The organism is Streptomyces sp. NPDC047515 (assembly GCF_040643055.1).
Lineage (GTDB): Bacteria > Actinomycetota > Actinomycetes > Streptomycetales > Streptomycetaceae > Streptomyces.
The window spans coordinates 123,977-141,552 of record NZ_JBEYTM010000016.1 but is presented as its reverse complement, the minus strand read 5'-3'; the positions used below and the strand labels follow the sequence as shown (position 1 = coordinate 141,552).

Genomic DNA, 17,576 nt, shown 5'->3' with positions numbered 1-17,576 from the left:
CGGAGACGTGGAACTGACTCTGCTCGGCACCGGAGCCCCCGACGGGCTGCCGCGGCCCGATTGCCCATGCGCCGCCTGCGCCACCGCCCGCGGGACGCGCTCGCGGGCCGCGACCGCCCTGCTGGTCGACGACGCGCTGCTGCTCGATCTCACTCCGGGGGCCGTGTTCGCCGCGGCCCGTGCGGGGCACTCGCTCACCGGCGTACGGCAGGTGCTGCTCACCCACCCGCACGACGGGCCCGCCGTGGAACTGCCCGCCGGCCTGCCCCCGGCGGGACGGGTGCCGGACGGGCGGGAGCTGACACTGATCAGCGGGCACCGGGTGCGGGCGGTGCCGATGGACGCGCCGGGTACGGGCTACGAGGTGACCGCGCCGGAGGGTGCCCGGATGCTCTACCTGCCGCCGGGCGGCGCCCCCTCCGGTCTCGCGGACCGGGTGGCGCAGCCGTACGACATGGTGGTCGGCGATGTCGTCGGGCGGCCGGACGCGGTGGCACGGCTGCGGGCCGTCGAGGCGATCGGGCCGGCCACCGAGGTCGTCGCCGTCCACCTGGACCACGACGCGCCGCCCGGCGCCGAGCTGGACCGGCGGCTCGCCGCGGCCGGTGCGCGGGCCGTGCCGGACGGGACGACGCTGGTGGTGGGCGAGTACCACGCGGTGCGGGAGGCACCGCGGCGCACGCTGGTGACCGGCGGCGCCAGGTCGGGGAAGTCGGTGGAGGCCGAGCGGCGGCTGGAGACGTACCCCGAGGTGGTCTACGTGGCGACCGGTGGAGGCAGGGAAGGGGACGCGGAGTGGGCGGCCCGGATCGGACTGCACCGGGAGCGCAGACCCGCCGCCTGGCGTACCGAGGAGACCTGCGAGCTGGTGGAGCTGCTGGAATCGGACGGGCCGCCGCTGCTGATCGACTGTCTGTCGTTGTGGCTGACGGACGCGATGGACCGGGTGGGCGCCTGGGACGACGTGGCGTGGGCGGGCGGCGGCGAGGACGCGCTGCGGAAGCGGACCGCCGAGCTGGTCGCCGCGGTGCGCGGAACGCGGCGCACGGTCGTCGCCGTGACCAACGAGACCGGCTCGGGCGTGGTGCCCGCGACGGCTGCCGGGCGACGGTTCCGGGACGAGCTGGGGCGGTTGAACGCCGCGTTCGCCGACGAGTGCGAGCAGGTGCTGCTGGTGGTGGCCGGACAGGTGCTGACGCTGCGAGGCTGACCGGAACACGGCGACGGCAACGGGACTGGGGAACGGAACACGGGAACGGAACACGGAAGCAGAGCGCGGAAGCGCTGACGCAACGCGAGAACCAGGAGGAGCGGACATGGCACGTGTACGACCGATGCTGAACGGGATTCCCGAGACCTTGTTGTGGACGCTCTACAACCGGGCGTACGAGGCGGGTCAGCCCTACCCGGTACTGGACGATCCGATGGCCCTGCGGCTGCTGGAGGATCTGGACTACCCCTTCGAGGAGCGGTTCGGGCGGCCGAACGCGTTCCACTCGCAGGCCCAGGGGCTGCGCTCGCGCTGTTTCGACCTGGCCGTGCAGAAGTATCTCGCCGACCGGCCGCAGGCCACGGTGGTCGCGCTCGGCGACGGGCTGGAGACCGGCTTCTGGCGGGTCGACAACCATCGGCTGAACTGGCTGAGCGTGGAGCTGCCGGAGGTCGCCGAGCTGCGCCGGGCGCTGCTGCCCGCCTCCGACCGGCTGCGCACCCTGGCCCGGTCGGCGACCGATCTGTCCTGGCTGGACGAGATCGAGGACCCGGTGGGCCGCGGGGTCGTCGTGACGACGCAGGGGCTGCTGATGTATCTGCCGCCCCCCGAGGTACGGAGGATCCTGGCGGGCTGCGCCGAACGCCTGCCCGGCGGCATCCTGGTCCTGGACACGATGGCGCGCTGGCTGGCCAGGGGCACGGTGGCCGGTACGTCGAAGGTCGGCCGGATGACCATTCCGCCGATGCGCTGGGCGATGAACCCCGGCGAGCGGCACAAGCTGCGCGGTGCGCATCCGGCGATCACCGAGGTGCGGGCGCTGCGGCTCCCGCGGGGTCGGGGCGCGATGGGCGAACTGATCCGGCTCCAGTCGCTGCTGCCGGGGCTGCGGACCCTGACACCCGCGATGACGCAGCTGCGGTTCGGAGGCGGAACTCCGCACTGACCGGGCGTCAGAAACGTGACGGGTACTGTTCCGCAGTGAGCCCGCCGCCGGGCTCACCGGCCCACTGAACGCATCGACCCGCGAGGCAGATCCCCGTGAATCTGGACGACTTCTCCGACCTGATCGAACGCCCCGACGGCGGCGTACGGCGCGACGCCGAGGAACGCCGGGAGCGCCTGGCCGTTCCTCCGGGCGCCCTCGGCCGCCTGGACGAGCTGGGCGAATGGCTCTCCGCCGCCCAGCAGTCCGTACCGGTCAGGGCGATCGAGCAGCCGCGCGTGGTGCTCTTCGCCGGCGACCACGGGGTGGCCGAGCTGGGTGTCTCCGGGCGCCCCGCCAAAACCGCGTACGAGCTGGTACGCGCCACGCTGGAGGGTTCCACCCCGCTCGCCGTGCTGGCCCGCCAGTTCTCCGTACCGGTGCGGATCATCGACGCCGGTCTGGACTGCGACCCGGAGCTGCTGCCCGAGTCGGTGGTCCGTCACCGGGTGCGGCGCGGCAGCGGCCGGATCGACATCGAGGACGCGCTGACGGCCGAGGAGGCCGAGCGGGCGGTGCGTCTGGGCATGACGATCGCCGACGAGGAGGCCGACTCGGGCACCGATCTGGTGGTGCTCGGCGATCTGAGCGTCGGTGGTACGACGGCCGCGGCCACGCTGATCGCGGCGCTGTGCGGCACGGACGCCTCGGTGGTCACCGGGCGCGGCGGTGCGGGCATCGACGATCTGGCGTGGATGCGCAAGTGTGCGGCGATCCGGGACGCGCTGCGCCGGGCCCGGCCGGTCCTCGGTGATCAGCTGGAGCTGCTGGCCGCGGTGGGCGGTGCGGATCTGGCGGCGACGACCGGGTTCCTGCTGCAGTGCGCGGTGCGCAGGCTGCCGGTGATCCTGGACGGGGTGGTCTCCTCGGCCTGTGCGCTGGTGGGTCAGCGGGCGGCCTTCCGGGCACCGGACTGGTGGCTGGCGGGCCAGGCGAGCGGAGAGCCGGCGCAGGCCAAGGCCCTGGACCGGATGGCACTCAACCCCTTGCTGGACCACGGCGTCATGGTGGGGGAAGGAAGTGGGGCATTGCTGGCACTTCCGCTTGTTCGGGCCGCGGCCGCGCTGGCGGCGGAGCTGCCCGAGCGCGCACCCGTCGCCGACGAGAAGGACGGTGCCGACGAAGGGGCCGACGGAAGCGGAGCCGATCGCGACGCGACCGACGGCTGACGGACCCGGCAGAGCTGCGGTCGCCGAACAACCGGCCGCAGCACCGTCCCCTCATGCTCCGCGATGCAACATATGATCGCTTTTCATGGGAGAGGTCCGATTGTCCACCGAGGATTCCGGGCGGGGCAGCACCCGGGCACCGAGCACCGTCCGGTCACGCCGCAGTGCCGCGTTCACCATCTGGTACCTGCGCGTCGTGTCGTTCATCAATTTCCTGAGCGCCGTCTGGGTCACGCTCGGAAACGACCTGCGCCGCCACAACACCGCGAACTACTTCACCCCGTACCTGCTCACCGCGGGCTTCTCCTCCGGGGTGGTCGCGCTGTTCCTCGCAATCACCATGCGCCGCCGCAAGCGGGCCGCCTGGATCGTGAACATGGTGGTGAGCAGTCTTCTGCTGCTGCTCTTCGTCCTGGTGATCCCGTTCCCGGAAGTGCGGCAGTATCCGCAGAACTGGATCTCGCTGGTGCTGACCGCCGTCTTCGTCCTGGCCCTGGTCCTCGGACGGCGTGAGTTCTACGCGAAGGGCGACCGGTCCAACCCCCGGCTGGCCGCGATCGTCGCGGCCGGCGGGCTCCTGGTCACCTCGCTGATCGCCGCGGGCCTGGTGACCCTCACCAACACCGCGCACGACGAATACCGCTCGACCTTCCTGGACCGCTGGCGCTACGGCACCCTGCGGCTGGTCTCGATCACCGACAACGACACCAACTACCCCGGGATCGCCACGCCCGGCTGGGTCAACGTCAGCATCAACATCCTCTCCACCCTGCTGCTGATCGCCGTCGTGTACGCGGCGTTCCGGGCCCGCCGGGCCGTCGACCCGATCACCCCCGAGGACGAGGCCCGGCTGCGCGTGCTGCTGGACAAGCACGGCGAGCGGGACTCGCTCGGCTACTTCGCGCTGCGCCGGGAGAAGAGCGTCATCTGGTCGCCGACCGGAAAGGCCGCGGTCGCCTACCGGGTGGTCGGCGGGGTCTCGCTCGCCTCCGGTGATCCCATCGGGGACCCGGAGGCGTGGCCCGGAGCGATCGAGCCGTGGCTGGCCGAGGCCCGCGAGCACGGCTGGATCCCGGCCGCGATGGGGGTGAGCGAGGAGGGCGGCACCGTCTACGCGCGGCACGGCCTCGACGCCCTGGAGCTGGGTGACGAGGCGATCGTGGAGACCGCCGAGTTCACCCTCGAAGGCCGCGCGATGAGGACCGTCCGCCAGGCCTACAACCGGGTCAGGCGCGCCGGGTACGACGTGACCGTGCGCCGGCACGCCGCCATCCCCGCCGACGAGATGGCCGAACTGGTGCGGCGCGCCGACGACTGGCGCGACGGGGCGACCGAGCGCGGCTTCTCGATGGCGCTGGGCCGGCTCGGCGATCCGGCGGACGGGCAGTGCGTCATGCTCGAATGCCGCGACGCACCCACCGAGGAAGGGGGCGGTCCGGGCGAGTTGCGCGCAGTGCTGAGCTTTGTGCCGTGGGGACCCAACGGCCTCTCGCTGGACCTGATGCGCCGTGACCGGGACGCCGAGAACGGCCTGATGGAGTTCATGGTCATCGAACTCCTGCAGCGCGCCGAAGAGATCGGGATCACCCAGGTCTCGCTGAACTTCGCGATGTTCCGGTCCGTCTTCGAGCGGGGTTCGCGGCTCGGCGCCGGACCGGTGCTGAGGCTGTGGCGCTCCATGCTCAGCTTCTTCTCCCGCTGGTGGCAGATCGAGTCGCTCTACCGAGCCAATGCCAAGTACCGGCCGATCTGGGAGCCACGCTTCATGCTCTTCGAGAAGAGTTCGGACCTGCTGCGCATCGGCCTCGCGGCGGGCCGCGCCGAAGGATTCCTGGAGGCGCCCGGACTGCCCAAGTGGCTGCACCGCTCGCATCTCGGGACCCGTGGATGAGACCGGTGCGCGCACTGCGCGGGGCGGCTCGTCGCGAGTGGGGCCCGCTGTTCTCGACCGTACGCGACGCACTCGTCGCCTCCCGGTTGCAGGCGATCCCGATGACGCTCGCGGCCGTCTGCCTGACGGCTCTGGTCCAGGTGGTGCAGAACCAGTCCTGGGGGTACGGGCCGGTGCACAACCTCGGGGCGGTGCGGGCCGAGGACCCGCTGTGGGAGGCCCTGCTGCGCACCCCGTTGTCGCTGTTCGTCCCGGCGCTGGACCTGCCGGTGTGGGGGGCACTGGCGCAGATCCTGGTGGTGTTCGGGACCGCCGAGATCTGTCTGGGCCGCCGGCGCACCCTGCTGATCGCGTACGTGGCGACGCTGGCCGGGACGATGTACGCGCGGATCGGTGTCTCGATCGATCCCGAAGGGCTGTTCGGACTGCCCGCGACGGATGCCCGGGTCGTCGACACCGGCCCGTCGGCGGCGGTGGTCGGGCTGGCCGTCTATGTGTGTTACGTCTACCGGGCCTGGTTCACCGGGGCGCTGGTGATCGCGGCGATGGTGGCCGAAATGATCTTCAAGAACAATCTGGCGGGCAAAGAGCATCTGGCCGCGATCGCCGCGGTGCTCGTGCTGTGCGCCGCCACGATCCGCCGGGACCGGCGCCGGCTTCTGCGCCGGGCTCACGACTTGGGGCCCGGGGCCGGAGACCGGTCCGGTGCGCCGCCGATCAGGTCCTGAAATCTGCGGCGCGGGCCCGCCCAGCGCGCATCGTGGTGGTAGGCCCGCAGCACCGCCCGCGCACGGGCGCGGTGGCGCTTGCGGTAGAAGCGCCTCGCCCACATCGAGGTCGGCCGGGCCAGCCGGATCGCCCCGATCAGCGCGACGAACGGAACGAGGGTGCCGACGACCGCGAGCCGTGCCTTGCCCTTGAACAGGGAGATCAGCACGAAACAGAAGTTGACGACCAGGGTCAGGACGACACCGAGCCTGCTCTCCTGTTCCTCGCTGCTCAGCTCGTTCACGCCCAGTGGTGAGAATCCGGCCAGGATCAGCAGCACCAGTGCCGCCGTGAGGACCACGACCTCCACGCTCTGGCGGCCCTCCTCGGTCCAGTACACGTCGTCGAGGTGGAGGATCAGGGCGAACTCGTCCAGCACCAGACCCGCACCCATGCCGAAGACCACCGCGCAGACCCCCGCGGTGACGCCGTGGCGTCCGCTGGCGACCGCCCCGAATCCGCCGACGACGCTGAGCACCACCCCGGGCACCACGTGATGGATATGCACTCCGCCGGGCGTGATGTTGCGGAACGGCCCCTTTCCCGCCCTGATCATCCGGGTGATGAACCGGGTGACCACGAAGGTGAACACAAAGGCGGCGAGGGCGAGGAGCAGCGGCAGCTTCCCCGGCTCGACGATGTTGCGATCGAACCAGTGACCCATGCCACCCACTCCCGATAGGACGCTTCCGTCACGATCTGTCGCGTTCTGTCCAATCTATCGGCCTGCCACAGCGATTAGCCTGCGCGCCGTGACCTCCCTGAACAGCCATGGCCTGCGTTTCGCCTTCGGCACCCTGACCGTGCTCCCCGTCCGCGTCACCCGCTGGGACCGCGGTACCGCCCGCGCCGGGATGCTGTGCGCGCCGCTGGCCGGCCTCGTCGTGGGGGTGCTCGCGGCGGTGCCCGGCGGACTGTTGCTGCTGCTCGGCTCCGGCCCGCTGCTCGCCGCGGTTGCGTCCGTCGCCGTGCCGGCGGTGCTGACCCGGGGACTGCATCTGGACGGCCTCGCGGACACCGCGGACGGCCTGGGCAGCGGCAAGCCCGCCGACGACGCCCTGCGGATCATGAAGCGATCGGACATTGGGCCATTCGGTGTGATCACCCTGCTGTTCGTGCTGCTGGCCCAGGTCGCGGTCCTCGACCAGTTGTACGGGCAGGGCTGGGCGCAGGGCGCGGTGGCGGCGGTCGTCGCCGCGGTCACCGCCCGGCTGGCGCTCACCCTGGCTTCCCGTCAGGGCGTGCCGGCGGCCCGTCCGGAGGGGCTGGGCGCGGCGGTGGCGGGCACAGTCACGGTCCGGGCCGCGGTGGTGGTCGGGGCCGTCGTGGTCGTGGCCTGTGCGGGGGCCGGCGCGCTCCTCGGCGGGTACGGGGCACCGCGCCACGCCTTCGCCGCGCTGGTCGCCCTCGGCACCGCCCAACTCCTGCTGCGCCATTGCGTGCGGCGCTTCGGCGGGGTGACCGGCGATGTCTTCGGCGCCCTGGCGGAGACGGCGGCGACGGCGGCCCTGGTGGTCCTGGCCCTCGGTTAGCCCCTGGCCCGGTCGGCCGGGAGCTGTCCGCCCCCGCTCCGGGACGGCCCCCAGGCGCGGGCCCCGGGACACTCCTGACGCCACACTCCGAGCTCGTACTTCTTGAGCAGCGAGCTGAGCCCCAGCCGCTTCGACGCGGCGCAGAACCGGGCGACCGGCAGCTCGTACTCCACATGGAAGACGGGCTTGTCCGCCTTCACGAACGGGGTGAGGGCCTCGCACTCGTCGTACTGCGCGCACTGTTCATTGACCGCGAAGTCGAAGTCCGGCTCCAGCTCGGGGATCTGGCCGAGGTCGTTCTTCAGGCCGACGGCGAGTCCGTGCCGGTGGGCGATACGGGCGATGAGCCGGTTGTAACGCAGCTGGTCGGCGGCGGTCAGCGGGAAGCCCGTGCGGTTGCGGTAGCCGTCCATGTTGTCGGGCTCCACCGCGTCGAAGCCCTTCTTCGCGCACATCGCGATCCGTTCCTCCATCAGCGGCTCCAGGACGTCCGTGCGGCGGATGTCGAGCCAGCGCTCCCCCGCCCACCCATTGCCCCTGCCCCGCACCGAGGCGGGGAACTTCCCGGCGTCCGGGCGGAATTCCTCCCAGGCACCGGTGGAGAGGTAGCAGATCACCTTGCGGCCCCGGCGGTGCAGATCGGAGACGGCCGAGGCCTTGTGCTCGAAGCCGTCGATGTCGTACACCGGCACGTCCACGGTGGGGTCCAGCCGGCCGGAGAGCTGCCACTGCCAGCCGATGCCGGCCTTCGGCCGCCAGTGGTCCTCCGCGCCGCTCTCCGGCGCCGAGGTGCAGCCGGTCAGCAGGACCAGCACAGCCAGCAGAATCGGCACGGCGACCGGCAACGCCGGTCCCGGTCGCGTCACGCGTGCAGCCCCATGGGCGCGCATGGTTCTCCCCCCATGGGTCCGTCACCGACAACGACCCTACTTCCATGGCGCGTTCGTGCCGCACGGCCCCCGACCCCGCGGCGCCCGGTCTCTGCCACGACGCCACGACGGGCCGCGGACGGCCCGCCGCCGTGATCCCGCAGCAAAGGCGCGCGTAGGCTCATTCCCGGCACATTGCGGCGGCGTCTACGATGCGCCGGGCACGGTCGGCCCACCCCTCGACCGACAACGAACTCAACGGAAGCGAGATTTCACCACCGTGACTGCTCTCACTCTCAGCACTGCCGGTGCGGCGACGCTGCGCGCCGACGCACTCGTCGTCGGCGTCGCCAAGGGCGCTGGGTCCAAGTCTGGGAACCTGGTCCTCGCACCGGGCGCCGAGGCCGTGGACAAGGCGTTCGGCGGAAAGCTCGCCACCGTCCTGGAGGCCCTGGGCGCCGCAGGTGCCGAGGGCGAGGTGACCAAGCTCCCCGCGCCCGACGGCCTCAAGGTCCCGGTCGTCATCGCGGCCGGACTCGGCTCCGTCCCGGAGAAGGACGCGGCGTACGACGCCGAGGCACTGCGCCGGGCCGCGGGCTCGGCCGCCCGCGCCCTGAACGGCTCGAAGAAGGCCGGCTTCGCGCTGCCCATCGCGTCCGCCGAGGACGCCGAGGCGATCGCCGAGGGCGCGCTCCTCGGTGCGTACGCCTTCACCGCGTACCAGGGCGGCGAGAACAAGCTGGCGCCCAAGGGCAAGAAGAACGGCAACGGCGCGAAGCTGCCGCTCGGTGAGGTCGCCCTGCTCGGCACCAAGCCGCGCGACAGGGCGTTCAAGGCGGCCGCCGAGCGTGCCGTCGCGGTCGTCGAGGAGATCAACCGCGCCCGCGACCTGATCAACACCCCGCCGAACGACCTGTACCCCGAGTCCTTCGCCGCCGTGGCCACCGCCGCGGGCAAGGAGCACGGCATCAAGGTGCAGGTCCTCGACGAGAAGACGCTCGTCAAGGGCGGCTTCGGCGGTCTGCTGGGCGTCGGCCAGGGCTCGACCCACGGCCCGCGCCTGGTGAAGCTCGCCTACACGCACCCGAAGGCGGAGAAGACCCTGGCCCTGGTCGGCAAGGGCATCACCTACGACTCGGGCGGCATCTCGCTGAAGCCGGCCGGTCACAACGAGACGATGAAGTGCGACATGAGCGGCGCCGCCGCCGTGTTCGCGAGCGTCGTCGCGGCCGCCCGTCTGGGCCTCCAGGTCAATGTCACCGGCTGGCTGGCGCTGGCCGAGAACATGCCGTCGGGCAACGCCACCCGCCCCGGTGACGTGCTGCACATGTACAGCGGCAAGACCGTCGAGGTCCTGAACACGGACGCCGAGGGCCGGCTCGTCCTCGCCGACGCGCTGACCCGCGCCTCGGAGGAGAACCCGGACGCGATCGTCGACGTGGCGACCCTGACCGGCGCGATGGTGCTGGCGCTGGGCCACCGCACCTTCGGCATCATGGCGAACGACGACGCCTTCCGTACCTCCATCCACGAGATCGCCGAGGAGGTCGGCGAGGCCTCCTGGCCGATGCCGCTCCCCGCCGACCTGCGCAAGGGCATGGACTCCCCGACCGCCGACATCGCCAACATGGGCGAGCGGATGGGCGGCGGCCTGGTGGCCGGTCTGTTCCTGCAGGAGTTCGTGGGCGAGGGCATCGCCTGGGCGCACCTGGACATCGCGGGCCCGGCCTTCCACGAGGGCGCGCCGTACGGCTACACGCCGAAGGGCGGCACCGGTTCCGCGGTCCGCACGCTGGTGAAGCTGGCCGAGCGCATCGCTGCCGGAGACCTCGGCTGAGGCAGCAGCGACCTACGGCCCCGGGCATACGTCCGGGGCCGTACGTGTTCTCGGGTCGGAACCGCCGCACGGATCCGGCAGGTTTCGCTCTCAACGAAATCAACAGGTCTCTACGCAGCGGTAACCACCCGGGACGGATGATCATCCGCCCCAGACCCGGGCCCCGCGTCCCGCCCACCGTCAACAAGTGCGAAGATGGGTTCTCGGCAGGACAGGGCCCCCACCACAGGGCCGAATAACAAAAGCGGCCGAACACCAGCCGACCGGCCGGTCATCCCCCAGCGACGGGGCCCGGCGTACGGCGCACATGCATGGAGGACGTGACGTGGCGAACGACGCCAGCACCGTTTTCGACCTAGTGATCCTCGGCGGTGGTAGCGGCGGTTACGCCGCGGCCCTGCGCGGAGCGCAGCTGGGCCTGGACGTCGCTCTGATCGAGAAGGGCAAGGTCGGCGGCACCTGCCTGCACAACGGCTGCATCCCCACGAAGGCCCTGCTGCACGCCGGCGAGATCGCCGACCAGGCGCGCGAGGCCGACCAGTTCGGTGTCAAGGCCACCTTCGAGGGCATCGACATCGAGGCCGTCCACAAGTACAAGGACGACGTGATCTCGGGCCTGTACAAGGGTCTGCAGGGTCTCATCGCCTCGCGCAAGGTCACCTACATCGAGGGTGAGGGACGGCTCTCCTCCCCCACCTCGGTGGATGTGAACGGCCGGCGCGTCCAGGGCCGCCACGTGCTGCTCGCGACCGGCTCCGTGCCGAAGTCGCTGCCGGGCCTGGAGATCGACGGCAACCGCATCATCTCCTCGGACCACGCGCTGAAGCTGGACCGCGTCCCGAAGTCCGCGATCGTGCTGGGCGGCGGCGTCATCGGCGTCGAGTTCGCCTCGGCGTGGACGTCCTTCGGCACCGACGTCACGATCATCGAGGGCCTGAAGCACCTCGTCCCGGTCGAGGACGAGAACAGCTCGAAGCTTCTTGAGCGCGCCTTCCGCAAGCGCGGCATCAAGTTCAACCTCGGTACGTTCTTCCAGAGCGCCGAGTACACGCAGGACGGCGTCCGCGTGACCCTCGCCGACGGCAAGACCTTCGACGCCGAGGTGCTGCTGGTCGCCATCGGCCGCGGCCCGGTCTCGCAGGGCCTGGGCTACGAGGAGGCCGGCGTCGCGATGGACCGCGGCTATGTCCTCGTCGACGAGTACATGCAGACCAATGTGCCCACCATCTCGGCCGTGGGTGACCTGGCCCCGACGCTCCAGCTCGCGCACGTCGGCTTCGCCGAGGGCATCCTGGTGGCGGAGCGGCTGGCCGGTCTGAAGACCGTTCCGATCGACTACGACGGTGTCCCGCGGGTGACGTACTGCCACCCCGAGGTCGCCTCCGTGGGCATCACCGAGGCCAAGGCCAAGGAGCTCTACGGCGCGGACAAGGTCGTCGCTCTGAAGTACAACCTCGCGGGCAACGGCAAGAGCAAGATCCTCAAGACCGCGGGCGAGATCAAGCTCGTCCAGGTCAAGGACGGTGCCGTGGTAGGCGTCCACATGGTCGGTGACCGTATGGGCGAGCAGGTCGGCGAAGCCCAGCTGATCTACAACTGGGAGGCGCTGCCCGCCGAGGTCGCGCAGCTCATCCACGCCCACCCGACGCAGAACGAGGCGATGGGCGAGGCCCACCTGGCCCTCGCCGGCAAGCCCCTGCACTCCCACGACTGATTCAGTCGACCGGGCGCGACGACCGACCTACTTCCGCACTTTCGTAAGGAGCAACTGAAACCATGTCGGTTTCCGTAACCCTTCCGGCGCTCGGCGAGAGCGTCACCGAGGGCACTGTCACCCGTTGGCTGAAGGCCGAGGGCGAGCGCGTCGAGGCCGACGAGCCGCTGCTCGAGGTTTCGACCGACAAGGTCGACACCGAGATCCCGGCCCCGGCGGCCGGCATCCTCTCCGCCATCAAGGTCGCCGAGGACGAGACCGTCGAGGTCGGCGCAGAGCTGGCCGTCATCGACGACGGCACAGGCGCGCCGGCTGCCGCCGCGGCTCCGGCCGCCGAGCCCGCCGCCGCTCCGGCACCGGCGCCCGCCGCCGAGGCTCCCGCAGCCCCGGCCCCCGTGGCCGAGGCCGCGGCCGCCGCCGTACCGGCCGGTGGCGCCGCCGGTACCGACGTCACCCTTCCGGCGCTCGGCGAGAGCGTCACCGAGGGCACCGTCACCCGCTGGCTGAAGGAGGTCGGCGAGGAGGTCACGGAGGACGAGCCCCTCCTGGAGGTCTCCACGGACAAGGTCGACACCGAGATCCCGGCCCCGGTTTCCGGTGTGCTGCTGGAGATCGTCGTCGCCGAGGACGAGACCGCCGAGGTCGGCGCCAAGCTCGCCGTCATCGGTGCCCCGGGTGCCGCTCCGGCGGCTGCCCCGGCCCCGGCGGCACCGGCACCCGCCGCCGCTCCGGCACCGGTCGTACCCGCTCCGGCACCGGCCGCTCCGGCACCGGCCGCTCCGGCACCGGCCGCTCCGGCACCGGCCGCTCCGGCACCGGCCGCTCCGGCACCGGCCGCTCCGGCTCCGGCCGCCGCCGCACCGGCTCCGGCCCCGGTGGCGCCCGCCGCCCCGGCGCCCGTCGCCGCCCCGGCTCAGGTCACCCCGGCCGCTCCGGCCGCGGCCGCCGGTGACGACGGCGCGTACGTCACGCCGCTGGTCCGCAAGCTCGCCGCCGAGAGCGGCGTCGACCTGGGCGCGGTCAAGGGCACCGGCGTCGGTGGCCGTATCCGCAAGCAGGACGTCGTCGCCGCCGCGGAGGCCGCCAAGGCCGCCGCCGTTGCCCCGGCTCCGGTGGCCGCCGCCGCTGCTCCGGCCACCTCGAAGGCGCCGAAGCTGGAGGCATCCCCGCTGCGCGGTCAGACGGTCAAGATGACCCGCATGCGCAAGGTCATCGGCGACAACATGATGAAGGCGCTGCACTCGCAGGCCCAGCTGACCTCGGTCGTCGAGGCCGACGTCACCAAGCTGATGAAGCTGCGCAACCAGGCGAAGGACGCCTTCGCGGCCCGTGAGGGCGTCAAGCTCTCGCCGATGCCGTTCTACGTGAAGGCCGCCGCCCAGGCGCTGAAGGCCCACCCGGTCATCAATGCCCGGATCAACGAGGACGAGGGCACCATCACGTACTTCGACTCGGAGAACATCGGCATCGCCGTGGACGCCGAGAAGGGTCTGATGACGCCGGTCATCAAGGGTGCGGGCGACCTGAACATCGCCGGTATCTCGAAGAAGACCGCCGAGCTGGCAGGCAAGGCCCGCGGTGGCGGCCTGACGCCGGACGACATGTCCGGTGCCACCTTCACCATCAGCAACACCGGTTCGCGCGGTGCGCTGTTCGACACCGTCATCGTGCCGCCGAACCAGGCAGCCATCCTGGGCATCGGTGCCACCGTCAAGCGTCCGGCGGTCATCGAGACCGCCGAGGGCACCGTCATCGGTGTCCGCGACATGACGTACCTCTCGCTCTCCTACGACCACCGTCTGGTGGACGGCGCCGACGCCGCCCGCTACCTGACCGCGGTCAAGGCGATCCTGGAGGCCGGTGAGTTCGAGGTCGAGCTCGGCCTCTGAGCACCACGGCTGTAACCAGCCTCACCAGCGGCGCCCCCGTCCGGAACACCTCCGGACGGGGGCGCCGCCGTATTGTCTAGACACCACCGGTCGCCCCGGCAGCCGTGATGGTGCGGACAGCACCGGTTTGCCCCGAAGGAGCCCCTCATGACCCCGCCCGTCGTCCACTCGCTGCGCGAACAGATCCGCGAGCACATCGTGGACGGGATCGTCAGCGGGCGCTGGAAGCCCGGTGAGCGGATCGTGGAGCGCCGGATCGCCACCGAGCTGGAGGTCAGCCAGACGCCCGTGCGCGAGGCCCTGCGGGAGCTGGAGACGCTCCGGCTGATCGAGTCGGCGCCCAACAAGGGCGTACGGGTCCGCAATCTCACGGCGGCCGATCTGGAGGAGAGCTATCCGGTACGGGCCGGCCTGGAGCAGATCGCGGCGGAGCTGGCGGCTCCGACCCTGGGCGAGGACTGCTCGCGCCTCGCGCCGCACGTGACGGCGCTCTACGAGGCGGACCGGCTGGCCGACGGCGAGGCGCAGGTCCGGCACACCGTGGCATTCCACCGCGAGATGGTGCGGGCCGCCGGGAACGCCGTGCTGCTGCACACCTGGGAGGGGCTGGGCATCGAGGTGTTCACCGCCCTGTCGATCCGGTGGCTGGGCACCGTGCAGAAGTCGTACGCGGAGGAGCACGAGGCACTCATCGAGGCGTTCCTGCGCAAGGATCCGGGCATCGGAGTGCTGGTCAAGGCGCATGTGCTCGGCTGTGCGCCGCGCGCCTGAGGGGCGCGACCGAGGAGCCGACGCATCTGTCGCGAGGGGTGCTCGCCCGTGCAGGTGAGCACCCCTTTTGCCAGCAAAGTCCCGTCACTCCGTGCCCCGTCCCGCGGCACCGAATGCCACTTTTCTTCATATCGAGAAGTTTTGCAGTTCATCCTTTGATCGATCATCGATCGACGGCTTACAGTTCACTCCGCGGGCCCACCGGCCCCATCGCCCTGTCCTGCCAGTCAGGGCCTTTCTCCACCCCCCTCCACTCCGGAAGGCGGCGATCATGACCGACCCCGTAGGAAAGCTTCCGAGCGAGCTCGACCAGCTCCCGGACCGTGACCCCGAGGAGACCGCCGAATGGGCGGCCTCCCTGGATGCCGTCACCAAGGCCGCGGGCCCGCACCGCGCCGCGTACCTGATGCGTCGCTCGCTCCAGCACGCCGAGGGCGCCGGTCTCGCGCTGCCCAAGCTGCTGGAGACCGACTACGTCAACTCCATCCCGACCGCCGCCGAGCCCGCGTTCGACGGCGACCTGGAGATGGAGTCCCGGATCACCGCCTGGAACCGCTGGAACGCGGCCGCGATGGTCACCCGTGGCTCCCGGCTCGGCGTCGGTGGCCACATCGCCACCTTCGCCTCGGCGGCCTGGCTGTACGAGACCGGCTTCAACCACTTCTTCCGCGGCAAGGAAGGGGACGGCTCCGGCGACCAGCTCTACATCCAGGGCCACGCCTCCCCCGGCATCTACGCCCGCGCCTTCCTGGACGGCCGGCTCAGCGAGCAGCAGCTCGACAACTTCCGCCAGGAGGCGGGCGGCGACGGTCTGCCGTCCTACCCGCACCCGCGGCGGCTGCCCTGGCTGTGGGAGTTCCCCACCGTGTCGATGGGCCTCGGCCCGCTCTCGGCGATCTACCAGGCGCGCTTCAACCGCTACCTGGCCAACCGCAACATCAAGGACACGTCGAACTCGCACGTCTGGGCCTTCCTCGGCGACGGCGAGATGGACGAGCCCGAGTCGACCGCTGCCCTCGCCCTCGCGGCGCGCGAGCGGCTCGACAACCTGACCTTCGTCATCAACTGCAACCTGCAGCGCCTCGACGGTCCGGTCCGCGCCAACTTCCGCGTGGTCCAGGAGCTGGAGGGCGCGTTCCGCGGCGCCGGCTGGAACGTCGTCAAGACGCTCTGGGGCAACGCCTGGGACGAGCTGTTCCAGCTGGACACCACCGGTGCGCTGGTCCGCCGGCTCCGGGAGGTCCCGGACGCGCAGTTCCAGACGTACGCCACCCGCGACGTCGCGTACATCCGCGAGCACTTCTTCGGTGCCGAGCCCGCGCTCGCCGAGCTGGCGAAGCTGCTCACCGACGCGAAGATCGCCGAGTGCTTCCACACCTCGCGCGGCGGCCACGAGGCCCGCAAGGTGTACGCGGCCTACAAGGCGGCCGTCGAGCACAAGGGCGCGCCGACCGTGATCCTCGCCCAGACGGTGAAGGGCTACACGCTCGGCCCCGGCTTCGAGTCGCGCAACGCCAACCACCAGATGAAGAAGCTCTCCGGCAAGGAGTTCCGCGCCATGCGGGACCTGCTGGAGCTGCCGATCCCGGACTCGAAGCTCGACGACGGCCTGGTGCCGTACGGCCACCCGGGCGCCGACTCCCCCGAGGTCCGCTACCTCCAGGAGCGCCGTGCCGCCCTCGGCGGTCCCGCCCCGGCCCGCCGGGTCCACGCGGTGGCGCTGCCCGAGCCCGACGAACGTGCGTTCGCCGCGATGAAGAAGGGCTCCGGCAAGCAGGAGCTGGCCACCACGATGGCGTTCGTACGCCTGGCCAAGGACCTGATGCGGGACAAGGAGACCGGCAGGCGCTGGGTTCCGATCGTCCCCGACGAGGCGCGCACCTTCGGCATGGAGGCGCTGTTCCCGTCGGCCGGCATCTACTCGCCGCTGGGGCAGACGTACGACCCGGTCGACCGCGACCAGCTGATGTACTACAAGGAAGCCAAGGACGGCCAGGTCCTCAACGAGGGCATCACCGAGGCCGGCGCGATGGCCGACTTCATCGCCGCGTCCACGTCGTACGCGACGCACGGCGAGCCGATGATCCCCTTCTACATCTTCTACTCGATGTTCGGCTGGCAGCGTACGGGCGACCAGTTCTGGCAGCTCGGCGACCAGCTCGGCCGCGGCTTCGTGGTCGGCGCCACCGCGGGCCGTACGACGCTGACGGGCGAGGGCCTGCAGCACGCGGACGGCCACTCCCACCTGATCGCCTCCACGAACCCGGCCGCGCTCAACTACGACCCGGCGTTCGCGTACGAGATCGCGGTGATCGTCAAGGACGGCCTGCGCCGGATGTACGGCCCCGAGGCCGAGAACGTCTTCTACTACCTGACGGTCTACAACGAGCCGAAGCCGCAGCCCGCGATGCCGGAGGGCGTCGAGGACGGCATCGTCAAGGGCCTCTACCGCTTCAAGGAGGGCACGCCCGCGACGGCGGAAACGCCGCGCGTGCAACTGCTGGCCTCCGGTACGGCGATCCACTGGGCCCTGGAGGCACAGGAGCTGCTGGCCGCGGACTGGGGTGTCACGGCCGACGTCTGGTCCGCCACCTCGTGGGGCGAGCTGCGCCGCGAGGCGCTGGAGTGCGACCAGGCGCTGCTCCGCGGTGAGCACCGGGTGCCGTACGTGACCCGGGCGCTGGAGGGTGCACCGGGACCGGTCCTCGCGGTCAGCGACTGGATGCGGCAGGTCCCGGACCAGATCAGCCAGTGGGTGGAGCAGGACTGGTCCTCGCTCGGCACGGACGGCTTCGGCCTCTCCGACACCCGCGACGCGGCCCGCCGCCACTTCGGCGTCGACGCCCAGTCGATCACGGTCGCGGCCCTGGCCCAGCTGGCCCGCCGCGGCGAGGTGACCGCGTCCGCGGTGAAGGAGGCCCGGGAGCGCTACGGGCTCTGA

General features: G+C 71.4%; 13 protein-coding genes. 11 read left to right on the top strand and 2 right to left on the bottom strand.

Annotation, left to right across the window (positions count from 1 at the left end):
- Nucleotides 1–7: 7 nt before the first annotated feature.
- The 5 genes from ABZ826_RS16485 to ABZ826_RS16465 all read left to right on the top strand — a co-directional run bounded on the left by ABZ826_RS16485 (nucleotide 8) and on the right by ABZ826_RS16465 (nucleotide 5,983).
- Entirely contained in the window at nucleotides 8–1,210 is a 1,203-nt protein-coding gene (locus tag ABZ826_RS16485; protein WP_361447715.1) for a bifunctional adenosylcobinamide kinase/adenosylcobinamide-phosphate guanylyltransferase, read from the top strand.
- Between the two features lie 106 nt (nucleotides 1,211–1,316).
- Nucleotides 1,317–2,156, top strand: coding sequence for a class I SAM-dependent methyltransferase (locus tag ABZ826_RS16480; RefSeq protein ID WP_361447713.1), 840 nt, complete (start codon nucleotides 1,317–1,319; stop codon nucleotides 2,154–2,156).
- Nucleotides 2,157–2,251: 95 nt separating this feature from the next.
- The gene (gene cobT, locus ABZ826_RS16475) at nucleotides 2,252–3,364 is read left to right on the top strand and encodes a nicotinate-nucleotide--dimethylbenzimidazole phosphoribosyltransferase (RefSeq protein WP_361447711.1); all 1,113 of its coding nucleotides are present in this window, start codon (nucleotides 2,252–2,254) and stop codon (nucleotides 3,362–3,364) included.
- Between the two features lie 85 nt (nucleotides 3,365–3,449).
- Nucleotides 3,450–5,255: a phosphatidylglycerol lysyltransferase domain-containing protein gene (locus ABZ826_RS16470; protein ID WP_361447709.1), complete on the top strand. Its 1,806-nt coding sequence runs from the start codon at nucleotides 3,450–3,452 to the stop codon at nucleotides 5,253–5,255.
- Nucleotides 5,252–5,983, top strand: a complete 732-nt coding sequence (locus tag ABZ826_RS16465; RefSeq protein WP_361447707.1) for a hypothetical protein — start codon at nucleotides 5,252–5,254, stop codon at nucleotides 5,981–5,983. The genes ABZ826_RS16470 and ABZ826_RS16465 overlap by 4 nt, the downstream gene beginning before the upstream one ends.
- Here the strand turns inward: ABZ826_RS16465 and ABZ826_RS16460 are convergent.
- On the bottom strand, nucleotides 5,926–6,687 hold the full coding sequence (locus tag ABZ826_RS16460) for a hypothetical protein (RefSeq protein ID WP_361447705.1): 762 nt from the start codon (nucleotides 6,685–6,687) through the stop codon (nucleotides 5,926–5,928). The genes ABZ826_RS16465 and ABZ826_RS16460 overlap by 58 nt on opposite strands.
- Nucleotides 6,688–6,775: 88 nt before the next feature.
- Here ABZ826_RS16460 and ABZ826_RS16455 point away from each other — a divergent pair, with 88 nt between their 5' ends.
- The gene (locus tag ABZ826_RS16455) at nucleotides 6,776–7,555 is read left to right on the top strand and encodes an adenosylcobinamide-GDP ribazoletransferase (protein ID WP_361447703.1); all 780 of its coding nucleotides are present in this window, start codon (nucleotides 6,776–6,778) and stop codon (nucleotides 7,553–7,555) included.
- On the opposite strand, the gene ABZ826_RS16450 is transcribed toward ABZ826_RS16455, so the two are convergent.
- Nucleotides 7,552–8,445 carry an endo alpha-1,4 polygalactosaminidase gene (locus ABZ826_RS16450; RefSeq protein ID WP_361447701.1) on the bottom strand — a complete coding sequence of 298 codons (894 nt, stop codon included), beginning with the start codon at nucleotides 8,443–8,445 and terminating at the stop codon, nucleotides 7,552–7,554. The two genes, ABZ826_RS16455 and ABZ826_RS16450, sit on opposite strands and share 4 nt — an antisense overlap.
- A gap of 259 nt (nucleotides 8,446–8,704) precedes the next feature.
- On the opposite strand from ABZ826_RS16450, the gene ABZ826_RS16445 reads away from it, so the two are divergent.
- The 5 genes from ABZ826_RS16445 to aceE all read left to right on the top strand — a co-directional run bounded on the left by ABZ826_RS16445 (nucleotide 8,705) and on the right by aceE (nucleotide 17,576).
- On the top strand, nucleotides 8,705–10,261 hold the full coding sequence (locus ABZ826_RS16445; protein WP_361447699.1) for a leucyl aminopeptidase: 1,557 nt from the start codon (nucleotides 8,705–8,707) through the stop codon (nucleotides 10,259–10,261).
- A gap of 325 nt (nucleotides 10,262–10,586) precedes the next feature.
- On the top strand, nucleotides 10,587–11,975 hold the full coding sequence (gene lpdA, locus ABZ826_RS16440; RefSeq protein WP_361447697.1) for a dihydrolipoyl dehydrogenase: 1,389 nt from the start codon (nucleotides 10,587–10,589) through the stop codon (nucleotides 11,973–11,975).
- Nucleotides 11,976–12,037: 62 nt separating this feature from the next.
- Nucleotides 12,038–13,864, top strand: a complete 1,827-nt coding sequence (gene sucB / locus ABZ826_RS16435) for a 2-oxoglutarate dehydrogenase, E2 component, dihydrolipoamide succinyltransferase (RefSeq protein ID WP_361447695.1) — start codon at nucleotides 12,038–12,040, stop codon at nucleotides 13,862–13,864.
- 147 nt (nucleotides 13,865–14,011) lie between these two features.
- Nucleotides 14,012–14,635, top strand: a complete 624-nt coding sequence (locus tag ABZ826_RS16430) for a GntR family transcriptional regulator (protein WP_361447693.1) — start codon at nucleotides 14,012–14,014, stop codon at nucleotides 14,633–14,635.
- Nucleotides 14,636–14,906: 271 nt separating this feature from the next.
- Complete coding sequence (gene aceE / locus ABZ826_RS16425) at nucleotides 14,907–17,576, top strand: pyruvate dehydrogenase (acetyl-transferring), homodimeric type (RefSeq protein WP_361447691.1); 2,670 nt, start codon at nucleotides 14,907–14,909, stop codon at nucleotides 17,574–17,576.